Origin of the sequence: Furfurilactobacillus milii, from assembly GCF_009863985.1 — a bacterium.
GTDB classification, from domain to species: Bacteria; Bacillota; Bacilli; order Lactobacillales; family Lactobacillaceae; genus Furfurilactobacillus; species Furfurilactobacillus milii_A.
In genome coordinates this window covers 1-22,370 of record NZ_WEZT01000012.1, presented here as the reverse complement: position 1 = coordinate 22,370, position 22,370 = coordinate 1, and the positions used below count along the sequence as shown (strand labels likewise).

At 43.5% G+C, this 22,370-nt stretch carries 24 protein-coding genes, 1 other RNA gene and 1 other annotated feature; of the genes, 20 read left to right on the top strand and 5 right to left on the bottom strand.

Going from position 1 to position 22,370, the window contains the following annotated elements:
• Nucleotides 1-66: 66 nt before the first annotated feature.
• The 4 genes from rplK (at nt 67) to rplL (ending at nt 2,512) form a co-directional block, all read left to right on the top strand.
• Nucleotides 67-492 (top strand): 50S ribosomal protein L11, encoded by a 426-nt coding sequence (rplK, locus tag GB992_RS06750; RefSeq protein ID WP_017262110.1) that lies wholly within the window; start codon nt 67-69, stop codon nt 490-492.
• Nucleotides 493-640: 148 nt separating this feature from the next.
• Nucleotides 641-1,330 (top strand): 50S ribosomal protein L1, encoded by a 690-nt coding sequence (gene rplA / locus GB992_RS06745; RefSeq protein WP_161001754.1) that lies wholly within the window; start codon nt 641-643, stop codon nt 1,328-1,330.
• Between the two features lie 39 nt (nt 1,331-1,369).
• Nucleotides 1,370-1,507 (top strand) — a sequence feature (ribosomal protein L10 leader region).
• A gap of 23 nt (nt 1,508-1,530) precedes the next feature.
• Nucleotides 1,531-2,040, top strand: a complete 510-nt coding sequence (gene rplJ / locus GB992_RS06740) for a 50S ribosomal protein L10 (RefSeq protein WP_017262112.1) — start codon at nt 1,531-1,533, stop codon at nt 2,038-2,040.
• Between the two features lie 106 nt (nt 2,041-2,146).
• The gene (gene rplL, locus GB992_RS06735) at nt 2,147-2,512 is read left to right on the top strand and encodes a 50S ribosomal protein L7/L12 (protein WP_017262113.1); all 366 of its coding nucleotides are present in this window, start codon (nt 2,147-2,149) and stop codon (nt 2,510-2,512) included.
• A gap of 229 nt (nt 2,513-2,741) precedes the next feature.
• Here rplL and GB992_RS06730 read toward each other — a convergent pair whose 3' ends face one another.
• A complete protein-coding gene (locus tag GB992_RS06730; protein WP_161001753.1) occupies nt 2,742-3,455 on the bottom strand; it encodes a sunset domain-containing protein in 714 nt (237 codons plus the stop codon).
• Between the two features lie 216 nt (nt 3,456-3,671).
• Between GB992_RS06730 and mprF the strand changes: the two genes are divergently transcribed.
• The gene (mprF, locus tag GB992_RS06725) at nt 3,672-6,254 is read left to right on the top strand and encodes a bifunctional lysylphosphatidylglycerol flippase/synthetase MprF (protein ID WP_161001752.1); all 2,583 of its coding nucleotides are present in this window, start codon (nt 3,672-3,674) and stop codon (nt 6,252-6,254) included.
• 165 nt (nt 6,255-6,419) lie between these two features.
• Here mprF and GB992_RS06720 read toward each other — a convergent pair whose 3' ends face one another.
• The 4 genes from GB992_RS06720 to nrdH all read right to left on the bottom strand — a co-directional run bounded on the left by GB992_RS06720 (nt 6,420) and on the right by nrdH (nt 10,936).
• On the bottom strand, nt 6,420-6,995 hold the full coding sequence (locus GB992_RS06720) for an LOG family protein (RefSeq protein ID WP_161001751.1): 576 nt from the start codon (nt 6,993-6,995) through the stop codon (nt 6,420-6,422).
• A 207-nt stretch (nt 6,996-7,202) separates the two neighbouring features.
• Nucleotides 7,203-8,180, bottom strand: a complete 978-nt coding sequence (nrdF, locus tag GB992_RS06715) for a class 1b ribonucleoside-diphosphate reductase subunit beta (RefSeq protein WP_017262117.1) — start codon at nt 8,178-8,180, stop codon at nt 7,203-7,205.
• 264 nt (nt 8,181-8,444) lie between these two features.
• Complete coding sequence (nrdE, locus tag GB992_RS06710; protein WP_161001750.1) at nt 8,445-10,610, bottom strand: class 1b ribonucleoside-diphosphate reductase subunit alpha; 2,166 nt, start codon at nt 10,608-10,610, stop codon at nt 8,445-8,447.
• A gap of 98 nt (nt 10,611-10,708) precedes the next feature.
• Nucleotides 10,709-10,936, bottom strand: coding sequence for a glutaredoxin-like protein NrdH (gene nrdH, locus GB992_RS06705; RefSeq protein WP_161001749.1), 228 nt, complete (start codon nt 10,934-10,936; stop codon nt 10,709-10,711).
• A 233-nt stretch (nt 10,937-11,169) separates the two neighbouring features.
• Between nrdH and GB992_RS06700 the strand changes: the two genes are divergently transcribed.
• From GB992_RS06700 to galE, 15 genes are all read left to right on the top strand, one after another.
• Nucleotides 11,170-11,787, top strand: coding sequence for a class I SAM-dependent methyltransferase (locus tag GB992_RS06700; protein ID WP_161001800.1), 618 nt, complete (start codon nt 11,170-11,172; stop codon nt 11,785-11,787).
• On the top strand, nt 11,780-12,298 hold the full coding sequence (tadA, locus tag GB992_RS06695; RefSeq protein ID WP_161001748.1) for a tRNA adenosine(34) deaminase TadA: 519 nt from the start codon (nt 11,780-11,782) through the stop codon (nt 12,296-12,298). Before GB992_RS06700 ends, tadA begins: the two co-directional genes overlap by 8 nt.
• Nucleotides 12,299-12,350: 52 nt before the next feature.
• Nucleotides 12,351-12,447, top strand: an RNA gene (gene ffs / locus GB992_RS06690) — signal recognition particle sRNA small type.
• Between the two features lie 187 nt (nt 12,448-12,634).
• Nucleotides 12,635-14,548: a DNA polymerase III subunit gamma/tau gene (gene dnaX / locus GB992_RS06685; RefSeq protein WP_161001747.1), complete on the top strand. Its 1,914-nt coding sequence runs from the start codon at nt 12,635-12,637 to the stop codon at nt 14,546-14,548.
• A 53-nt stretch (nt 14,549-14,601) separates the two neighbouring features.
• A complete protein-coding gene (locus GB992_RS06680) occupies nt 14,602-14,907 on the top strand; it encodes a YbaB/EbfC family nucleoid-associated protein (protein WP_017262123.1) in 306 nt (101 codons plus the stop codon).
• 18 nt (nt 14,908-14,925) lie between these two features.
• Entirely contained in the window at nt 14,926-15,525 is a 600-nt protein-coding gene (gene recR, locus GB992_RS06675) for a recombination mediator RecR (RefSeq protein WP_017262124.1), read from the top strand.
• 66 nt (nt 15,526-15,591) lie between these two features.
• Nucleotides 15,592-15,837 (top strand): YaaL family protein, encoded by a 246-nt coding sequence (locus GB992_RS06670; RefSeq protein ID WP_161001746.1) that lies wholly within the window; start codon nt 15,592-15,594, stop codon nt 15,835-15,837.
• 226 nt (nt 15,838-16,063) lie between these two features.
• Nucleotides 16,064-16,903, top strand: a complete 840-nt coding sequence (locus GB992_RS06665) for a glucosaminidase domain-containing protein (protein WP_161001745.1) — start codon at nt 16,064-16,066, stop codon at nt 16,901-16,903.
• Nucleotides 16,904-16,970: 67 nt separating this feature from the next.
• Nucleotides 16,971-17,612 carry a dTMP kinase gene (gene tmk / locus GB992_RS06660; protein ID WP_225439112.1) on the top strand — a complete coding sequence of 214 codons (642 nt, stop codon included), beginning with the start codon at nt 16,971-16,973 and terminating at the stop codon, nt 17,610-17,612.
• 56 nt (nt 17,613-17,668) lie between these two features.
• Nucleotides 17,669-17,998, top strand: a complete 330-nt coding sequence (locus GB992_RS06655; protein WP_017262128.1) for a cyclic di-AMP receptor DarA — start codon at nt 17,669-17,671, stop codon at nt 17,996-17,998.
• 28 nt (nt 17,999-18,026) lie between these two features.
• A complete protein-coding gene (gene holB / locus GB992_RS06650) occupies nt 18,027-19,040 on the top strand; it encodes a DNA polymerase III subunit delta' (RefSeq protein ID WP_161001743.1) in 1,014 nt (337 codons plus the stop codon).
• Between the two features lie 51 nt (nt 19,041-19,091).
• Nucleotides 19,092-19,442, top strand: a complete 351-nt coding sequence (locus GB992_RS06645) for a DNA replication initiation control protein YabA (protein WP_017262130.1) — start codon at nt 19,092-19,094, stop codon at nt 19,440-19,442.
• 14 nt (nt 19,443-19,456) lie between these two features.
• Complete coding sequence (gene rsmI, locus GB992_RS06640) at nt 19,457-20,344, top strand: 16S rRNA (cytidine(1402)-2'-O)-methyltransferase (protein WP_161001742.1); 888 nt, start codon at nt 19,457-19,459, stop codon at nt 20,342-20,344.
• On the top strand, nt 20,345-21,121 hold the full coding sequence (locus GB992_RS06635) for an acyl-[acyl-carrier-protein] thioesterase (RefSeq protein ID WP_161001741.1): 777 nt from the start codon (nt 20,345-20,347) through the stop codon (nt 21,119-21,121).
• An 83-nt stretch (nt 21,122-21,204) separates the two neighbouring features.
• On the top strand, nt 21,205-22,197 hold the full coding sequence (galE, locus tag GB992_RS06630) for a UDP-glucose 4-epimerase GalE (RefSeq protein ID WP_161001740.1): 993 nt from the start codon (nt 21,205-21,207) through the stop codon (nt 22,195-22,197).
• The last annotated feature ends 173 nt before the right edge of the window (nt 22,198-22,370 follow it).

Sequence of the window (22,370 nt, the reverse complement as noted above, 5' to 3'; positions counted from 1 at the left end):
TAAGCATATCGTGGGAGGCGTAATTCTAACGCGCCATCAACTACCACACTCAAGGAGGAATTAGACATGGCTAAAAAAGTGGCTAATGTTGTTAAGTTACAAATTCCTGCCGGTAAAGCAACACCTGCTCCGCCGGTTGGTCCTGCTTTAGGTCAAGCAGGGATTAACATCATGGGATTCACAAAGGACTTCAATGCCCGTACTGCTGATCAAGCAGGTTTGTTGATTCCAGTTGTTATCACTGTATATGAGGATCGTTCATTCGACTTCGTTACAAAGACCCCGCCAGCTTCTGTTCTATTGAAGAAGGCTGCTGGTGTTGAACATGGTTCTGGCGAACCTAACACGAAAAAGGTTGCTACGGTAACCAAGGATCAAGTTAAGGAAATTGCCACAACTAAGATGCAAGATCTAAACGCTGCCGACGTTGAAGCCGCAATGCGCATGGTTGAAGGTACTGCTCGGAGCATGGGCTTTACTGTAGAAGGCTAAGCCTAAACAACGGACAAGTACGGATACTCAGTGAAAACTGAATGTATCAGGTGGAAGATGTTCACGGGATGCGCAGGGCTATCATATGATGACCTGGTTTCACCCTTGTGTAACATCGCCATACCACATTTGCTAGGAGGAAAACACAATGGCCAAAAAGGGCAAGAAGTACCAAGATGCGCTTAAGCAAGTTGATAAGACTAAAGCTTACAGCGTAGAAGACGCGGTTGCCTTGGTAAAAGACATCGACTATGCAAAGTTCGATGCAACGGTTGAGATTGCTTTCAAGCTCAACTTGGATACCAAGCAGGCAGACCAACAGTTACGTGGGGCAATGGTTTTGCCTAACGGAACTGGTAAGACACAACGAGTAATTGTTTTTGCTCGTGGTGACCAAGCACAAGCTGCTAAAGATGCAGGTGCCGATGAAGTCGGTGACGACGACTTAGTTCAAAAGATCTCTGATGGCTGGTTGGACTTTGATGTTGCAATTGCAACACCAGACATGATGGCTAAAGTAGGTCGTTTGGGCCGTCAATTAGGACCTAAAGGCTTGATGCCTAACCCTAAGACGGGTACCGTAACGATGAATGTTGCGCAAGCCGTTAAGGATGCTAAGGGTGGTCAAGTTACTTACCGGACTGACCGTGACGGAAACGTTCACGTTCAAATTGGTAAGGTATCCTTTAGTGCTGACCAATTGGTTGGTAACTTTAAAGCTATCGAAGATGTTATTGTTCGTGCACGTCCTGCCGCTGTTCGTGGCACATACGTTCAACACTTATCAGTAGCTTCAACGTTTGGCCCATCAGTTGCTGTCGATTTGGCAAGCTTCTAAATCAAACATTGACGAAGCACCACTGCTTTGCTATAGTGTTTAAGTAAATTAATTTTACCTAAGACTCAGGTGACGGTTGTTAATCCAGCTATCTTAATATCCTGCCGAGGCAAAGCAATTCGTGATGAATGACTTTGAACCCGTTGTCTTAGGACAACGGGATTTTTTTAGGTAAAAAATCAATCATGGAGGTGTAAAACGTGAGTAAAGAAACGATTGCAGCAAAAGCTGTTGTAGTTGATGACGTCGCTAAGAAGTTGTCTGCTGCTAAATCAGTTGTTATTGTTGATTACCGTGGTTTAACGGTTGAAGAAGTTACGGATTTGCGTAAGCAATTACGTGACTCAGACGTTGCCATGGAAGTTATCAAAAACAAAGTTCTAGTTCGCGCTGCTGAAAAAGCCGGCATTGATGGCCTTGACGATACATTCGTTGGACCTACTGCTGTGGCTTTCGGTAATGGTGATGATTCAATCGCCCCAGCACGGATCTTGGCCAAGTTTGCCAAGGATCATGATGTCCTTGAAATCAAAGGTGGCATGATGGAAGGTAAGGTTGCTTCTGTTGACGAAATCAACACTTACGCAACGTTACCAAGTCGCGAAGACTTGCTTTCAATGCTTGCTTCCGAATTGCAATCACCGATTCGCAGCTTCGCATTTGCTGTTAAGCAAGTTGCTGACAACAAGGATGACGAACCTGCTGCTTAATGTTGACGATGCATCGTTTGGTGCGTTTGATACATTAGATGTAGCTTAACTCGTAAAACTAATTCGCTGGAATACCAGCAAAACCAATATTTGGAGGAAAACAATCATGGCTTTAGATACTCAAAGCATTGTTGATCAATTAAAAGACGCAACCATCGTTGAATTAAACGACTTGGTTAAAGCAATCGAAGACGAATTCGGTGTTAGTGCAGCTGCTCCAGTTGCTGCTGCCGGTGCTGCTGGTGGTGACGCTGCAGCCAAGACTGAATTTGATGTTGAATTGACCTCAGCTGGCCAATCAAAGATCAAGGTCATCAAGGCCGTTCGTGAAGCTACTGGCTTAGGTTTGAAGGATGCTAAGGACTTAGTTGACGCAGCTCCTAAGAACGTCAAGGAAGGCTTGTCAGAAGACGACGCCAACGACTTGAAGGCTAAGCTTGAAGATGCTGGTGCATCAGTTACTGTTAAGTAATTAAATGCATTGAATAAAAAGCACTGATCCTTGGGATCAGTGCTTTTTTTGTCCTTTGAGCAAACAGATACAAATATGGTGATTGTTCAAAAATGTGTTTTAATATCTGTGATATAAATACGGTTTTTCTAACGTTATGAGCGACCGTAAACGATGTTTTTTTGAGATAAATTAGAAGATTTGAAAATAATTAAGTGTTCAATCCTTACGCAAAATCTTTAGCATAGAGCTATCTTAATGATTTTCGATAACCCGCATTTATAGCATCTTGTTCTGAGTTAAAGGTCACTGCGTTAGCAGGACTGATGTGATAAGCCCTTTGTCCAGGTAAATGATAAATGTGACTACGCGAATCTCCAATAACGGGTCCTGCAGTAGAATCTACAGTAGATGTTTGCCGGGAACTTTGGGCGTCAGCGGCAGCTTGGGCAGCTGATTGTGATTGTTCTGCAGCTTGCGAAGCACTTTTTGATTCGCTCACAGACTCTGTGATGGATTGGCTTACACTGACAGAGCTACTTTCACTGGCAGAAACAGACTGACTTTCAGATATGGAATTGCTCTGGCTTTCGGATATCGAGTTACTTTGACTCTCAGAAATCGATTCACTTTCTGAGGCGCTCTGAGATTCGCTATCTGCGATGCTTTGAGATTCACTTGTTGATGATGATTCATCTGAACTGCTTGAAGACGTATGAGCTTCTTTTTTGTGAGTTTTGTGATGTTTGACATGAGCATGGACACCATTCCTCGTTGAAGTATTGTTAGTGGACGACTTTGTAGAATTGCCAGTAAATGCGCTCATTAAAAATATCAATGATAAGAAACCAGTTAATAAAATAAGTGGCCATCTCACTAATTGTTTGAGGTTTTGCTTACGATAGAGTCGGTAGGTTCCGTAACCGAAAGCGCCTGCTATAACGAGTGTTAAGAATATTTGCATAATTCATCCTGAAAGCTATTGATTCGTTTATATTATATAAATTACCTAATGAAGACAATACTTTTATTGAATGATTAAATGTGGTAAGCAAATGTTCTAGTGGTGCTGGGTAAATTGTCTTTTGAGCATCAAACTACTCTTAAAAAAGTCTAAATCCACCGTTACTTGCTGTTTGGCATGGTAAACTAGAGAAGATTATTTTGAGGGGAGTAAGGCATGAAAACTTTACGAAAAATGTGGGCGGCAATAAATCGCCACATGACGCTGCTAAGGTTGCTGTTTGTATTCTCAGTGCTGCTGTATGTGATTCATGAAGTGGGACGAGACATTCAACAAATCAGTGGGCAAGAAGTGGCAGAAACATTCTCGCAGCAAACGCCAACTAGTCTGTTACTGATGTTAGTCGTAGGCTTTATTGCGGTTACTCCAATGTTGAATTACGATTTTAATATTGTTAAATTTTTACCTGGCAAGTTTAAAAAAGGGTATGTTATTCGTTCAGGATGGACGGTCAATACGTTCACTAATATTGCTGGATTTGGTGGCTTACTTGGGGCAAGTTTGCGAGCAAATTTCTATAGCAAGGGTGCAACTCGCAAACAGATTCTGTTTGCAATTTCAAAAATTGCATTGTTCCTTGTTACTGGCCTATCTTTGCTTTGTTGGATTGCGCTCTTTCAAATTTTTGTATTGCATACTGGCAGCATGTTCGCTCGTTATTGGATTTGGATGGTTGGCGGCGCCCTATACTTTCCAACCGTGATGTTAGTTACCCACTTCACGGATTCAGAGTTTTTTAATGACTTAACACTTAAACGGCAACTCTCATTAATGGCCGGTTCCAGTTTTGAATGGTTGTTTTGTGCCTTGTTCTTTATTTTTATTGGTGCATTAATGGGTGTCAAAGTTGATTTTGCAGCCGTTTTGCCAATGTTTGCCGTTGCCTCAGTTGCTGGGGTTGTTTCCATGATTCCCGGTGGTTTGGGATCGTTTGATACGTTTATGCTAACGGGGCTTGGTTTTATTGGTGTAGGTAAAGCTGGTGCACTAGTTTGGTTATTGTTCTACCGAATCTTTTATTACATTTTGCCATTCTTAGTCGGTGTTTTATTCTTCATTCAAGATACCGGTAGCAAGATTAACCACGCCTTTGAAGGCCTGCCGATGCAGTTATTTCAACGCATCGCGCACGTATTTTTAACTGTTTTCTTATGGTTTTCTGGGGTCATGATTATCCTCGTTTCAACTTTTCCACACTTGCAGGAATACAACAAAGTCTATGGCGCTTTGTATGGATACGTTGTTTATTTTGCTAACCAGGCCATTAACATCATCATGGGTTTCTTACTGATTGGCTTGGCGCGTGGGGTTAATTCGCGTGTTAAACGCGCATTTTGGCCAACGACAGTTGTGTTGATTATGGCTGCGTTGAACACAATGTGGAAGGACCCGTCTATCAAGATGAGTGTTTTCCTTGTCCTAGTGCTGGCGGCCCTATGGTTGTCCCACAAAGAGTTTTATCGTGAGCACTTTGAGTATTCATGGGGTGCCATGTTGTTTGACGGCATCAGCTTTGTTGGTATTTTTGTAACGTATATTATTGTTGGCGTGTACAACACACCTAATTATCAGCGGATGCATCATGTGCCGAGAGCAGCGTTGTTTCCGACCGAGCGTGTTTGGCTAAGCGGTTTAATTGCGATTGCGATTGCGTTGGTGGTATTGGCGATTGTCTACTGGTATATGCATAATGGGAAGTCGACAATCTTTAAGGTGCCGTTCGATGAGCGTCGTGTCGCTCATGTTATTGATACTTATGGCGGAAATGAAGTCAGTCATTTGGCGTACTTACGCGATAAGCTCCTTTATTTTTACACCGTCGATGGTGAAGATAAGATGTTCTTCATGTATCAAAAGAAGGCTGATCGTTTAATTGTCATGGGTGAACCAGTCGGCGATCAACAATATCGCGATGCAGCTATTGATAATTTTATGGACGTCGCCGACAAAGAAGGCTATTCCATCGTGTTTTACGAGATCGATGAAGATTTAACGATGAGTCTTCATGAAAAAGGATATGACTTTTTCAAGTTCGGTGAGGAGGGCTTCGTCAACCTGCCTTCGTTTAGTATGCAAGGTAAAAAACGGAAGTCAGACCGCAATCTGATGAGTAAGTTTGATCGAGTCGGGATTACGTTTGAAGAACTTAAACCGCCGTTTGATGCTGATACGCTACACGAATTGCGAGTCATTTCTGATGAGTGGCTAGATGGTCAAAACGAAAGTGGGTTTTCGCTCGGCTTCTTTGACGATTACTATTTAGATCAGTCGTCTATTTATGTAATGCGTTCTGCTGAAGGCAAAATTCTCGCCTTTACGACAAACATGCCCACGCATTCAGGCATTTCTTCGATTGACTTAATGCGTTATGGTAAGAATGCACCATCCGGAACGATGGACGTTATGTTTATCCATTTATTGCAACACAATGCCGAGTCTGGCTTTGAGGACTTTAATATGGGGATGGCGCCACTTTCAAATGTGGGTGTCTCTCGATTCAGTTTTATTGAAGAACGAATTGCACATTTGATTTATGAATATGGCTATCGTTTTTATGGGTTTCAGGGACTTAGAAACTACAAAGAAAAATACGTAACTAGTTGGCATGGAAAGTATATTGCTTATCGCCGTCGCAATTCGCTGGTTTTCACCATGTTACAGATTACGATGGTAGTGAATGCCAAACGAGTGACGAACAAGAAAGAAAAACGGTTGCTGATTTTTCATGCTAAAAATTAATCCATGAAGTTACGCTATTTTCGTTCAATTCTAAATTTGTATAATGACGTTCATTTAAAGCAAAAGCTTTATTTAAACGGATAGCACGCAAAAGGCTACTCGAGCAGGCAGGATTTTCTGCCAGCTTGAGTGGCCTTTTTTGGGGGGCGTTTTAAAAATGTCGCCTTAAGCATGTGGCATCGCTGTCACATGTTTAAATGTTGCAAAGTAGTCAAAAATTTGATCAATGGAACTAGCGTTAACCATTAACTTTAAGTCGCTAAGTGGCAAAAATTCGGATTCTGCTGCGTCGACAAACCATTGCCACAGAGAGTCGTAAAAGTGGTCAATGTTGAAGAGAGCAATGGGTTTAGTGTGAATGTCAATTTTGCTCCAAGACAACATTGTGCCTAATTCTTCGAAGGTCCCAAAGCCACCAGGCAACACAATAAACGCATCAGACATAGCGAGCATTTTTTCTTTACGCTCGTCCATAGTGCTGACCTCTACTAGATCCGTTAAGTTGTTACTTTCGGTGCTGATCCGCTTGAGGAAGCGAGGCATAATGCCAGTTACTTGACCACCAGCATCGATTGTTGCATTTGCCACCGTGCCCATTAAACCATCAGAAGATCCACCGTAAATTAAGCGAATATGATGGTCGGCCAAATAGCCACCTAGCAGTGCAGCTTGCACTGAATATTCGGGGTGATTACCTGGTAATGAACCACAAAAGACACAAAGTGAATTGATTTTTGTCATAATTACGATCTCCAAATTAAGCGATGTTTCATAATACTAACTTGCATTCAGTATACCATAAGGTAAATGGTGACTCATTTGCAGTTTAATAGCGTAATTAGCGAATTTGGAGTTCCCGATTAAGTTTGATTGCACTGTAATCAAAAATAAAAACCATCCTTTAAATTAGGATGATTTTTATTTCACTGCATCTTTTACTATAAATGACTAATTTTTCTTCTTACCACCAATATCGTAGTCCGAGTCGTTCATGGCTTCTACGTTTCCTAGTAGATAACCATTTCCGACCTGGCTAAAGAAGTCATGGTTAGAAGTAGATGTTGAAATTCCGTTCATAACGACTGGATTAACGTCCTCAGCGGTATCAGGGAAAAGGGGTTCTTGACCCAAGTTCATCAGTGCTTTATTGGCGTTGTAGCGAATGAACTTCAAAACATCGTCCGACCAGCCGACACGGTCATAAACAAGGTGCGTGTATTTTTCTTCATTGTCATAAAGATAATAAAGAAAATCATACATCCAATCCTTTAAGGACTGCTGTTCGTTTTCTGTTAATTCCTTCATTCCTAGTTGGAACTTGTAGCCAATGTAAGTACCATGGACAGATTCATCACGCAAAATCAGTTTGATGATCTCGGCAACGTTGTTTAGCTTGTTATGACCCAAATAATAAAGTGGTGTGTAAAAACCAGAGTAAAACAGGAACGTTTCGAGGAAAACACTGGAGATCTTCTTTTTGAGTGGGTTCTCATCGTCGTGGTACAACGTATAAATCCGTTTTGCCTTATTCTGCAGTAGATCTTCAGAATCGCTCCAGTCGAAAATCTCGTCGATTTCATCGGGTGTGTTCAATGTTTCAAAAATGGTCGAATAACTTTTGGCATGAACAGATTCCATGAACTGAATGTTGTTCAAAACGGCCGTTTCATGTTGCGTCCGGACGTCGCGACGTAGTGCAGCCATGCCGTCTTGTGATTGAAGCGTGTCCAGCAAGGTTAGACCACCGAAAACGTGACCGACCACCCATTTGTGATCGTCATCCAAGGTGCGCCAATCATCCATGTCGTTTGAAACGGGAATCCGCGTGTCGAGCCAGAACTGCTCAGTGAGTTTCTCCCAAGTTGCTTTATCAATTTCATCTGAAACTTGATTCCAGTTAATGGCTTTATAATTGCCGTTTTCCATATTGTCCTCCTGTGTCGGATGTCTCTGTATGCTATCAGTTAATTATGATTATCGTAGAACGAGAATGGGTGTTTGTCATTAGTGAATTTTGGAAATATATATTCTCAAAAATCTATCGCATACCTTTATGTAGCGATAACGCGCTCCCAGACCTGAATCCTGTGCACAACCTGAGACTAGTACCGTACAAGCCAAGACCGCTTGTACAATACTAATCTCTTGTTGTTGCTCGGATTCAACCTCGGTCTGGTCACGCTCACCTTACTAAATACTGCAACTTTCACATTCGTTTGCGCCGACTTCACCGTTGTTGTCGGTAAAGGTACGAACGTAGTAGACAGACTTACAACCCTTTTTCCAAGCATAGTTACGCAGAATGTTAAGGTCACGCGTGGTCATTTTGTCGGTGCGACCATTTTTCCATTCATAGAGGCCTTCAGGCATCGTTGATCGCATAAACAGGGTTAAGGCCATTCCTTGATCGATGTGTTCTTGCGCGGTGGCATAAATGTCGATTACTTTACGCATGTCTGTGTCATAGGCTGACTGATAGTATGGCAGGGTGTCATTGGATAAATATGGTGCTGGATAGTAAATCTTACCGATCTTCTTTTCTTGCCGTTCTTCAATTCGGTTGACGATGGGGTTCAAACTAGCAGTTGTGTCATTAATGTAGGAAATGGAACCATTTGGCGCAATGGCCATCCGGTTTTGGTGATACAAGCCATCCTTCATAACATCTGCTTTCAATGCTGCCCAGTCATCCTTAGTGGGGATAAAAATTCCCTTAAACTGTTCAACCACCTTATCACGGCTTGGGCCCCAATCCTTCGTCACGTACTTGTCGAAGTAGGTTCCATTGGCGTAGTCAGATTTGTCGAATCCAGCAAACGTTTCATGGCGTTCACGAGCAATTTCGTTTGACGCTTTAAGTGACCAGTAATTCAGCAACATGAAGTAAACCTTTGTGAAGTCAAGGGAGTCTTCATCACCATAGTGCATATGGTTCTTTGCAAAGTAGGCGTGCAATCCCATGGCACCTAAACCGATTGCATGACTTTGCTGGTTACCGTACTGAACACTAGGGACAACATCGATATTGCTGTGATCCGTGACGTAAGTGAGGGCACGAACCATTGCCTCAACGGAGTGACCGAAGTCAGGCGAGGCCATTAGGTTAACGATGTTTGTTGAGCCAAGGTTACAACTAACGTCCTTACCAAGAACGTCATACTCTTGTTTGTTATTGATTTTAGAAGGGGTCATGACTTGTAAAATCTCTGAACAAAGGTTACTCATGATGATTTTGCCGGCAATTGGATTATGCAGGTTGGCCGTGTCAATGTTAACGACGTAAGGGTAACCGGATTCTTGTTGAAGCTTGCTGATTTCAGTTTCTAGCGTTCGTGCACGAATTTTCTTTTTGGCGATGTTGGGGTTGGCGACTAAATTGTCATACTCTTTAGTGATGTCAACATATGAAAATGGTTTGCCATATTCCTTTTCAACACTTTGCGGTGAAAATAGGTACATATCTTCATCAGCCGCCACTAATTGGTAAAACTTATCCGGTATGGTTACACCAAGCGAAAGCGTTTTAACACGTACCTTTTCGTCGGCAGCTTCTTTTTTGGCACCAAGGAAGCCGATAATATCTGGGTGGAAAACGGAGAGGTAAACCACACCGGCACCTTGACGTTGTCCTAATTGATTAGAGTAGGAGAAAGAGTCCTCTAGTAATTTCATAACAGGTACAACACCGGATGCAGCATTGGCGATACCTTTGATTGGCGCCCCGGCCTCACGTAAATTTGAGAGGTTAATACCGACTCCACCACCAATACGTGACAGTTGCAGAGCGGAGTTTATACCACGGCCAATGGCATTCATGTCATCTGTCATTTGGAGGACAAAACAAGATACCAATTCACCACGACGAGCTCGACCAGCGTTTAAGAAACTAGGTGTGGCTGGTTGGTAACGTTGGTGGACGATTTCATCGGCTAGGTCCATAGCTAGTTGCTCATCGCCGTCTGCGAAGAACAGTGCATTCATTGCAACACGATCGATAAAGCCTTCTAAATACTGTTGATTATCATTTGTACGGAGTGTGTACTGGGCATAAAATTTGTAGGCTGCCATGAATGTCTTGAAATGAAAATCTTGTGCGTTCAAATAGTCATACAGTTTTTCCACAAAAGAAAAATCATACTTTTCAAAAAAGTCACGTTCAATGTAATTGTTATCAAGCAGGTAATCAAAGCGTTCGCGAAGCGAGTCAAACTTCATGGTGTTGGGTTCAACGTTTTCTGTTAAGAAGGCAGCGAGGGCTTCCTTATCCTTATTCAACGGAATTTGCCCGTTAACGGGAATGTTAATCTCATTATTCAAATCGTAATACGTGACGTCCTTTAAATCCTTTAATGCCATTTTTCTGTCACTCCCTGATTGATTTTTGATAAAAGAAAAGACGCACGCCAACGCTCCGCGTACGCCTGAGCCGTGTTCATTGACAAAATGATGGGAAATTAAGCCAGCTTTGCCAGCACGTCTGGACGGAAACCAGACACTGCATCGACACCATCTGCATCAACAACCGGCATTGCTTGAAAACCGCGACCCTTTAAGTAGTCGATCAGTTCTGGATGCTGATTAATATTACGTTCCTCAAAATCAACGTTATGTGCGTTCAAAAAACGCTTTGTCATCTTGCACTGAATGCAATTATCCTTTGTAAATACAACAACTTTAGCCATAATGGCCACTTCCTCTCTCTGCACATTTGAACTTAAAAACTGGTTTTGCTGATGACCTAAGTATAGTGGCTGGAGATTGAAATGCAACAAAAAAATACCATATTTTGTGGCATTTATACGATGCATCCACAAGATATGGTGTCCTCAAAGGGTTTATAAAATTTCGAATTTTTTTCGTTACTTTTATCCGCGATTCCATTATGATGAAAACAGAAACGAGGTTAACTTAAATGATGAACAACCATTATTATACGCCAAATCCGGACGTTGTACACGACGAAGCGACGTGGAATTTTCGTCTATTAGGTCATGAAATGATGTTTACTACGGACAACGGTGTCTTCTCGAAACGTACTGTTGACTATGGTTCACGGGTTTTATTGGATGCGGTAAACCTACATGACATTCCGTCAGGTTCAATTTTAGATATGGGTTGTGGTTACGGTCCTATTGGACTTGCAATTGCTTTAGACAATCCTGATCGTACCGTCGAGTTAGTCGACGTAAATGAGCGGGCACTAGCCCTGGCCAAACGGAATGCAGATCAAAATCAAATTCATAATGCAACCATCCACACGTCTGATCAGTACGAAAAGGTGACTAATAAATATGCAGCCATTGTTACCAACCCACCTGTTCGCGCAGGAAAAGCGGTTGTTGATGGCATGATTTCAGGTGCCCAAACGCATTTGTTGCCTAATGGTCGCCTAACCGTTGTTTTGCAAAAAAAACAAGGTGCACCTTCTGCAAAGAAACTAATGCAGAAAATTTTTGGCAATTGTGAAATTATCAAAAAAGATAAAGGTTACTATATCTTGGAATCAATTGCGAGTGATCAGGCTAATGGCTGAGATGAACGAAAATATAACGCCGACCATTGCTGAAGCAGGGATGAGAGAGGCTTTGAAGCAAGCGCGAATCGCCGGCAGTGTTGGTGAAGTGCCGATTGGTGCAGTCGTCATGCACCAGGGGAAAATTGTGGGTCGTGGCTATAATCTGCGTGAGCATGCTCAAGATGCAACGTTGCATGCGGAGATCATGGCGATCAGTGAAGCTAATCAGACACTTAACACCTGGCGACTAGAAGATTGTCAGTTGTTTGTCACCATCGAGCCATGTCCCATGTGTAGTGGTGCCATTATCAACGCTCGGATTCCTGAAGTCTATTTTGGTGCCCGAGACCCTAAGGCTGGTACAGTGCGTTCTTTATACCAATTGCTGGAAGACCCACGTTTTAATCATCGAGTTATTGTTCATGAGGGACTCATGGCAGATCAAGCCAGCGCGCTTATGCAGAATTTTTTCCGGGCAATCCGTCGAGGACGTGGTGCAAAAAAACCGAGTTCACAACGAACAAAATGACAAGCAAAACACTAGCTTTTATGACGTAAATAGCGTAGTATTATTAATTGCCGAAAGGCCATGAGGCAAGGCCGTCCTCACGAATTGTGTCAGGACCGGAAGGTAGCAGCACTAAGTCCGCGACGGTTTGTGCTTCATGTTTTATTGAAATTAACGGCGTTTGACCAATGGCTTTAACAACTGGTTGAGCGCTTTTTATTTATTTTTAAATACAAGTTGAGATTTGGAAGCACTGGTGTTATCTTTCGGGTCTAAAACCTTTATACTGATTTAAAGGAATGCTAACGAAGTGCGGATACTTCGCACGATAAGGAACATCAATATGAGGAGTTTAACATGAGTTATCAAGCCCTTTATCGGGTATGGCGGCCACAACGGTTTGATGAAATTGTTGGGCAGACCGTCATTACACAAACATTAAAAAATGCTATTGTGACCCAGCAGACGAGTCATGCTTACCTTTTCTGTGGACCACGTGGGACCGGTAAGACATCAGCGGCGAAGATTTTTGCCAAGGCCATTAATTGTCCAAATCAGAAAGATGGCGAACCGTGCAATAATTGTGATATTTGTAAAGCAATCACGGCCGGTCAGCTAAACGATGTCATTGAAATTGATGCTGCTTCTAACAACGGTGTTGAAGAAATTCGTGACATTCGTGATAAGGCCAAGTACGCACCGACACAGGCCACTTATAAAATTTACATTATTGATGAAGTGCATATGTTATCAACTGGTGCTTTTAATGCTTTATTGAAGACTTTGGAAGAACCACCGGCAAATGTGATCTTTATTTTGGCCACCACGGAACCACATAAAATTCCGGCGACCATTATTTCACGGACGCAGCGTTTTGATTTCAAACGAATTACGGCTCAAGAAAGTTTTGACCGAATGGTTTACATCTTGAAGCAAAAGCAAGTTGATTTTGAGGAACCAGCTTTAAAGGTTATTGCTAATGCGGCAGAAGGCGGAATGCGTGATGCCTTGAGTATTTTGGATCAAACGATTTCGTTTGGTGATAATGAAGTGACGCTCGATAATGCTCTGTTGGTCACGGGTAGTGTGACGGAAAGCTTATTGGCTGACTATGTCAAACAGGTGGTTGCTCATGAAACGACGGCTGGGTTAGCGGCCCTCCAAAAGGTCCTGGACGATGGTAAAGATGCTGGGCGGTTTGTAGAGGACGTAATTAGCTACGTTCGTGACCTGCTTCTTTATAAAGAAGCGCCTGACATGGTAACCGGTAGTGATACCACCGGCGATGTCTTTCAACAGTTGAGCAAGAATACAGATCCTGACGTTTTTTACCAAATGATCAATGCTTTAAATGAGGTAGCTGCGCAGCTGCGATTTACAACGCATCCCGATGTCTATTTAGAAGTGTTGACGGTTAAGCTTGCACAGATATATCCGAATGTGGGCACAACTAAGGCCCCTACATCAGGGAACGCTTCTAATGCGGCTGAAGTAGCTGAACTGGAGACGCAAATTCAGCAGTTGAAGCAAACGGTCAGCCGCTTAAGCGCAACGACGACCCAACCGCAACAGCCAGCACCTACTGTAGAAGCTTCGTCTCATAGTGTTCAAGGTACTCAAACGACCTCGACAACTAGCGCGACGCCAGCACCAACAAATCAGCCAGCATCAACTACGGGCACGCAGACAGGAAAGCCGGCACGGGCCAAAACGACGACTGCTACTGCTAGCCATGCGAGTGCAAACGTTAACTTGGCGAAAATTTATCCAGTGTTACGAGCCGCCACAAAGCATGATTTAGATGCGATGCGTGACGTATGGGACGACTTATTGGGTACGCTGCCCGTGACACAAAAAGCGATGATGCATGTTTCAAAGCCTGTTGCTGCTAGTAATGAGGGTGTAATTGTTTCATTTAGTTATGCTTTCTTCTTCGATAAGGCAGCTACCGATGATGGTTTGCGAACAGCATTGGAGAACAATCTTAACCGATTGACTGGCGATACAACGGATGTTTGGTTTGTTCCAGAGGATCAGTGGCCGCAGATTCGTAAGGACTTTTTGACGGATCATAAAGAAGAATTAACGGGCGGAGCGGCCCCAGCTGGGCCTACTACTGATCGGCAGCAATCGCCAGTTTCAGATGAGCCGGCGTCAGCACCACTTGATTCGCCATCGGAAGACGCTGGTATCAGTGAGCCGGAGAATGGATTGGTAACAAAAGCGCAACAGCTGTTTGGCGCTGATAACGTAACTATCAAAAACGATTAAACGGTCAGTTGATGACCAATTATGAATAACTTATTTTTGGAGGAATGAAGATTATGATGGGTGGCAACATGCAAAATATTATGCGTCAGGCACAAAAGATGCAAAAACAGATGAAGGCAGATCAAGAAAAACTAGAAGCACAAACTTTCACTGGTTCTGCGCCAGATGATATGGTGAAGGCCACATTTACAGGGGACCACAAGATGACTGACTTAGTCGTTAATCCTGATGCGATTGATCCGGATGATCCTGACATGTTGGCTGACATGGTTTTGGCAGCCGTTAATGATGCAATGACACAAATTGACACGGCAACGGACAGTACCATGGGTAAATACAGCCGTGGCCTGGGGATGTAAGTACAAACGAGGTAAACAATGGATTATCCAGAACCAATTGCACAATTAATCGAAAGTTACATGAAGTTACCGGGTATTGGTGCAAAAACTGCCACACGGCTAGCCTTTTATACAATTGATATGGATGGCGATGATGTGACTGGCTTTGCTAAATCATTGATTTCGGCCAAACGTGACTTACATTTCTGTTCAATCTGTGGCAATATCACTGAAGAAGATCCATGCGCGATTTGTTCCGATAAATCGCGTGATCAAAGTACGATTCTAGTGGTCGAAGAGCCCAAAGATATTATGTCGATGGAATCAATGCGTGAATACCATGGTTTATACCATGTTTTGCACGGCGTTTTGTCCCCGATTGAAGGTAAGGGGCCTGAAGATATTAACATCACTAGCTTGGTCAAACGGCTTCAGGAACATGACGAAGTGAAGGAAGTCATTGTGGCAACAAATGCCACGCCTGAAGGGGAAGCTACCGCTATGTACCTATCACGGTTGATTAAGCCAGCGGGCATCAAGGTGACCCGGTTAGCTCATGGTCTATCAGTAGGGTCTGACATTGATTACGCTGATGAAGTGACCTTACTTAAAGCTGTTGAGGGTCGGACTGAAATGTAGACGATAGACGCTGGTACTCTCATACGAATGGAAATTGTATCAGCGTGAGCGATGTTGGAGGTCAAAATGTTATTTAGTCGTCGTCCACGCTTGCGTGGGCAATATAATGAAGCGTTATTGGATGATATTGATCGAGCAAAGCGTAGCTGGGACCGAGCTGTTGAGACTCAAACTGCGGTCGTAGATGAAGGTAATGGCCGTGAACTTTCGGCACAAACTGCGTTGGCTCGACAAAAATATATGCTATTGTTCCGTGAGGCACGAGAACGAAAAGTTCGGGGCAGATTGCAGGCCTCAGTGATTGATAATTAATGATGGTTAAGATTTAGACACAATAATTGAAAAACGTTTGCTGGAGAATTGTGCATTGAACTCTGGCAAACGTTTTTTTTGATGGCGTTAATTTCTCTGGTCTTTTGCGTATGTTGCGTATGTAATGGGTAGATCACAAAAGACGGAGGAGATTCGAATGAAACGTTTAGCAATAGCAGTATCGGTAATTGGTCTCATATTGGGGTTATGCGAGCCTGGAAGGGCAATGAATAAAACAGATTTTTTAATGCAAGTTGAGTCAGGTGCTCAACAAAATTGGGCTCATTATGGAATTTTACCCTCGGTGACTGGTGCACAAGCTATTTTGGAAAGCGGATGGGGGACGTCACAACTGGCCACTAATGCTCATAATCTATTTGGCATTAAAGGAGCTAATATTGATGGGGCAACGGTTCGCATGCCAACCCGCGAGGTTGTTAACGGGTATTCACTGTCTGTGTGGGCAAATTTTCGAGCTTACCCGTCATTTATTGAAAGTATTGCGGATCACGGTCAATTTTTGAGCGTGAATAGTCGGTATCACAATGTTTTAGGTGAGCGAGATGCATGGCTGGCTGCACAGAAATTGCAAAGCGATGGTTATGCTACTGATCCTGCATATGCGGATGAATTAATGCAAATCATCCGGGCTAATAATTTAACCCGATGGGATCAGGAAAAATCAGACATTGGTCAACACCCAACAGTGGCGGCGCCTAACTCAGTTGAAACGTCGGACAGCGCTAATCAACCCCGTCAACAAGATACTTTGCGGCGGTACGTGATTCAACCGGGTGACAGCTGGTGGCGAATCAGCATGGCCAGTGGTATTTCAATGGGCCGAATTAGTCAAGTGAGTCAAACACCGATTCGGTGGTGGATTTATCCAGGTCAATGGCTGTGGTTACCACAAATGAAGGATTATACCGTGCAACCAGGAGATACACTACATCGGATTGAGAAGACCTTGCAGTTGCCAATAGATTCATTGGCGAAGGTCAACCATCGCGCGCCCCAAAGTCATTTAACGGTCGGAACCAAATTGGAATTGCCAGCTGCCGTGTAATTACGTTAGACAGCGACCCCTATTCTAAAGTACAATGAACGTATTGACGATAAGGGAGTTTGGAATAGTGAAAACAGGCGCATTTATAACTTTTGAGGGGCCCGATGGGGCAGGAAAAACCAGTGTTCTGAATGCGCTGATCGATGATTATTCATTGCAACTAGGGGAGAAATTGCTGACAACCCGTGAGCCGGGTGGTAATAAGATTTCAGAAGCAATTCGTGCGATTATCATGGATAAAGCCAACACGGAGATGGATGCGCGTACCGAAGCTTTACTGTTCGCAGCGGCGCGACGCCAGCATTTGGTCCAAACGGTTTTGCCAGCTTTAGATGCGGGTAAGGTTGTGTTCTCTGATCGGTACGTTGATAGTTCGATTGCGTATCAGGGCGCTGGCCGTGAAATTGGCGAGGCTGCCGTAGCAGAAATGAATCTTTTTGCTACGAAAGGACTTACACCAGACCTAACAATCTACTTTGATGTACCATCAGAGGTAGGATTAACACGAATTCATGAATATCGATCAGATGAAATCAATCGTTTGGATAATGAAGAACTGTCATTTCATCGTCGTGTACGGCACGCTTACCTTAAATTGTTGCAAGACGAACCACAACGCATTACACTAATTGACGCGAACCAACCGCTGGAAAAAGTGATTACCGACACGAAACAGGTGATTGCTCAACGGTTCCCGAATTTGTTTTAATTGTACGGAGCCCCGTTATCGCGGTCGCGAGCTTTTTCACAGGAGGAATTACGCATATGAAAATGATTATTGCTATTGTCCAAGATAAGGATAGTAATCGGCTGAGTAATCAGTTTATCGAACAAAATATTAGAGCCACAAAGCTGTCAACGACCGGTGGTTTCTTACGTTCAGGTAATACCACGTTCTTGATCGGGATCGAAGATGATCGCGTTCAGGAAGTCATGGATCTCATTAAGGAGACATCACACACTCGGGATCAATTCATGACACCGCCAGTTAATATGGATGTTTCAATGGACCAGACTGCTTCATATCCGGTTGAAGTCACAGTTGGTGGGGCAACTTGTTTTGTACTGCCAGTTGAGGCATTTCAACAGTTTTAGTCGTTAACCGCACTGCTAACGAGGAAATATGCCAACAAATAACGATGTTTTAACGATTGCTGAACAGCGCCAACCTGTGCTGGTTCAGCATTTTAAAAATGTAATTAAAAAAAATGAACTGGCCCATGCGTACTTATTTGCCGGACCAAACGGCAGTGGCAAGGAGGAGCTCGCAATGTGGATTGCGATGCGCCTTTTTTGTATTAACCTGCAAGATGGTCAGCCTTGTGGCAAATGTGAGGAATGCCAGCGAATTAGTCAACGTGAGCACCCGGATGTATTGATTGTTGAACCAGAAGGGAACTCCATTAAAGTTGACCAAGTTCGTTTGCTGAAATCTGAGTTTTCCAAAAGTGGGATGGAAGGCAATAAAAAAGTCTTCATTATTGCCGGAGCTGAAACGATGACTGCCAGCGCAGCCAACAGTTTGCTAAAGTTTCTTGAAGAGCCCAGCGGTAACATTACGGCCTTGTTGCTGACGACCAATCCCAATTTGCTTTTACCGACTGTCATTTCACGGACTCAGGAAATGGAGATGCAACCATTAGCAGTCAATGAACTTCAGTCCCAGCTCGAATCAGCCGGTGTTGGAAAGCACTTATTAGCGTTGACCAGCCGGCTGACTAATAGTCCGGATCAAGCGGCTGAGTGGTTAGTCGATGACTGGCTTGGTCAAACTGCGGCTGCTGTATGGCAGTGGGAAAGTCAACTATTGAAGCCTGATATGAGTGCGTTTGTTACTGTGGGAACGACACTTGTGCCATTGGCAAAGGATCGTCCGCATCAGCGAATTGTTTTAGATATTATTTTGGCTGGCTTTCGTGACATGCTATTAGAAAATATTGATCAGGAAAAATTTGTCATGAGTTTTCCGAGTCATCGCAAGGATTTACAGGAATTAACGACGCGTTATTCTAAAAAGCAACTCGTCGACGTTACAGATTTAGGGTTACAATCAAAGCAGTTGCTCGAACGCAACGTTAGTTTTCAAAATGTGGCCGAATCATTGACGTTGAAGGCATTTAACGTTCTTTCTAAATGATGATTGCCAGTTTTGAAACGATGCAATGATGACACTGATGGAGGTGTAATCGTGGATAAACGACAAACAATGCTCGACGATTTTGAGCACTTGCAAGATCAGACGACAGGAATTTTGGATCAGTTGGCCGCATTAAAAAAGCAGGTTACGGCATTGTCAGAAGAGAATGCTGAATTAACCGTCGAAAACCAGCATTTACGTGAATTGCTCGGTACTGATACAGATACGACTGAAGCACAGCAACGATTGTCTAAATCACTACAGAATTTAGAACGATTGTACGAGACCGGTTTTCACGTTTGCCGTGAGTTTTATGGTCAACGGAGAGAAGAAAATGACTCTTGCGCATTTTGTTTAGACGTCATTTATGGAGAACGGGATCGAACAATTAAAGCAAGTTAGGGGTGGACACAGGCATGGTAGCAACAAGTCAGCGCAGTTTTGCACCACACGAATCCGGTACGCTGTTTTTAGTACCAACACCGATTGGTAATTTGCAGGACATGACGTACCGGGCGGTTGCAACGCTAAAACAGGTCGACTTGATTGCGGCTGAGGACACGCGCAACACGCAGAAATTATTAAACAACTTTGATATCGAGACAAAACAAATTAGTTTTCATGAGCACAATACGCAAGAGCGAATCCCGGAATTATTGGATAAACTTCGCGCTGGTGTCAATATAGCTCAGGTGAGCGACGCAGGGATGCCATCAATCAGCGACCCAGGTACGGAATTAGTTGCTGCTGCTGTAGCAGCCCAGTTGCCAGTAGTGCCACTACCCGGGGCCAATGCCGGCCTAACGGCACTAATTGCGAGTGGTCTAGTACCACAACCGTTTTATTTTTACGGATTTTTAGACCGCAAGACTAAGGAACAAAAGACTGAGCTTACCGAGTTGGCTAAACATCCGGAAACGGTGATTGTCTATGAGGCACCGCACCGATTAGCGAAGACGGTGACTGCGATCGCAAACGCGGTCGGTCCGGATCGCCCACTGGTGCTTTGCCGCGAATTAACTAAAAAGTTTGAAGAGTTTATTCGTGGGACTGCTAGTGAAATTTTGGATTGGTTGGCTACAAACTCGCCGCGCGGTGAGTTTGTCATTTTAATTGGCGGGAACACTAATCCGCCTGTTGAAGAGCAGGATCCGCTGCTGAGTCAGTCGGTGGAAGAGCACGTTAAGACGTTGATTGCTCGAGGTGACAAGCCTAACGATGCAATTAAGGCTGTCGCTAAAGCTCGCCAGTTACGCAAGCAAGAGGTTTATGCAACCTACCATCACTTGAACGAGGACAATTAAATGACGCAACAGAACCGGTATGATGAAGAACATAAAATTCAGTATTACGAAACAGATTTAACGGGTAAGGTAACGTTAGGCATGTTAATCAACATGCTGGTGCTAACTTCATACGATCAGGCTGACAGCTTTGGTGTTGGCACGGAGTACATGCTATCCAAGGGCTATGGCTGGGTTATTGCTCAGTACGAAATAGATATTAAGCGGTTGCCTCGAGACCACGAAAAGGTGCATTTGGTGACCGAAGCGACTTCTAATAATCGTTATTTTGCGTACCGCCAATTCTTTTTAGAAGATGAGCAGGGCAACGAGCTGGTTCATGTAGATACAATCTGCGTTGTGATGGACTTGGAAGCCCGTAAAATGGTCGCTATTCCAGACGACGCCGTGGCGCCTTACCATTCTGAAATGGTCAAACGGATTCCTCGTTTATCACGACCAACTAGTTTTGAAGAGTCAGATGTGGCGGCAACCAAGGCGTATCGGGTGCGCTATTTTGACTTAGATTCAAATCATCACGTAAACAATTCACACTATTTTGATTGGCTGATGGATGCTCTAGATGAAGAATTTTTGATTCATCACGAGTTGTGCCATCTGGCGATTCGGTTTGAAAATGAAGTCCGTTATGGAAGCACGGTAAAAAGTGAAGTGACCGCGCCGGTTAACAATGAAGATGGAACAGTAACTACCCATCATCACATCATGGGTGATGATGAGCGATATGCTGAAGCAACGCTGACATGGCGGCCGTTATCCGCAACAACAGTGGATTAATGCATCTGTGCTGACCGGTGCTGTTGTGGTCAATCAGGTTATGCTATGATAGTACCGATGTTAACGATTTGGAGGAAAATAAAATGTCAATTTTAGTTGCCGGTGGTGCCGGTTACGTCGGTTCACACATGGTGGATCGTTTAATTGAAAAGGGTTACGACGTGGTTGTTGTAGATAATTTATCTACTGGTCATCGCGCTGCTATTAATGAAAAGGCACGCTTTTATCAAGGCGATACCCGTGACCGCGAGTTTCTGACCAGCGTTTTCGAAAAAGAAAACATTGATGGTGTTATCCACATGGACGCATTTTCCATTGTGCCAGAATCCATGAAAGATCCATTGAAGTACTTTGACAACAATGTTTATGGCATGATTACGTTGTTGGAAGTGATGCATGAACAGGGTTGCAAACGGATGATTTTCTCATCAACTGCTGCTACATATGGTGTTCCTGAACGGATTCCGATTCATGAAGACGATCAGAAAAAGCCAATCAATCCTTATGGTGAAAGTAAGCTGATTATGGAACACATGATTCATTGGTGTGACGTTGCTTACGGCATTAAATGGGTTGCGCTTCGTTACTTTAATGCGGCTGGTGCTAAAGCTGATGGTTCCATTGGTGAAGATCACCACCCAGAAACACATTTAATTCCAATTATTTTGCAAACGGCACTTGGTGAACGTGACCATATTGATATGTACGGTGACGATTACGATACACCAGATGGCACTAATGTGCGTGACTATGTTCATATTCTGGACTTAGCAGATGCTCATATTTTGGCATTGAAATACTTGGACGAAGGCAATGAGAGTCGTGCGTTTAACTTGGGCTCATCCACTGGTTTTTCTGTTAAACAGATGGTTGAAGCAGCTCGTGAAGTGACTGGGAAAGAGATTCCGGCCAAGATCGCACCACGGCGCCCCGGAGATCCTGATTCATTAGTCGCTGAATCGGAAGATGCTCGTAATATCCTTGGATGGAAGCCGCAATATGATGATGTTCATGACATTATTAAGACTGCATGGGCTTGGACACAAAGTCATCCAAACGGTTATGAGGATCGTTAGTCTGCTTTGATTTATTGTTAACTTGATTTACGTAAAAAAACTTCGTTTGCGCAACGAAGTTTTTTTCGTGGTTAGGCAAATTACAAGTTTAATCCGAACAAGCCCGGAATCTTTCAATGGCAGTCTGTTGATGATGTATTTTTAATGGTCGTTGATTAATTAGTTCAAGTGCT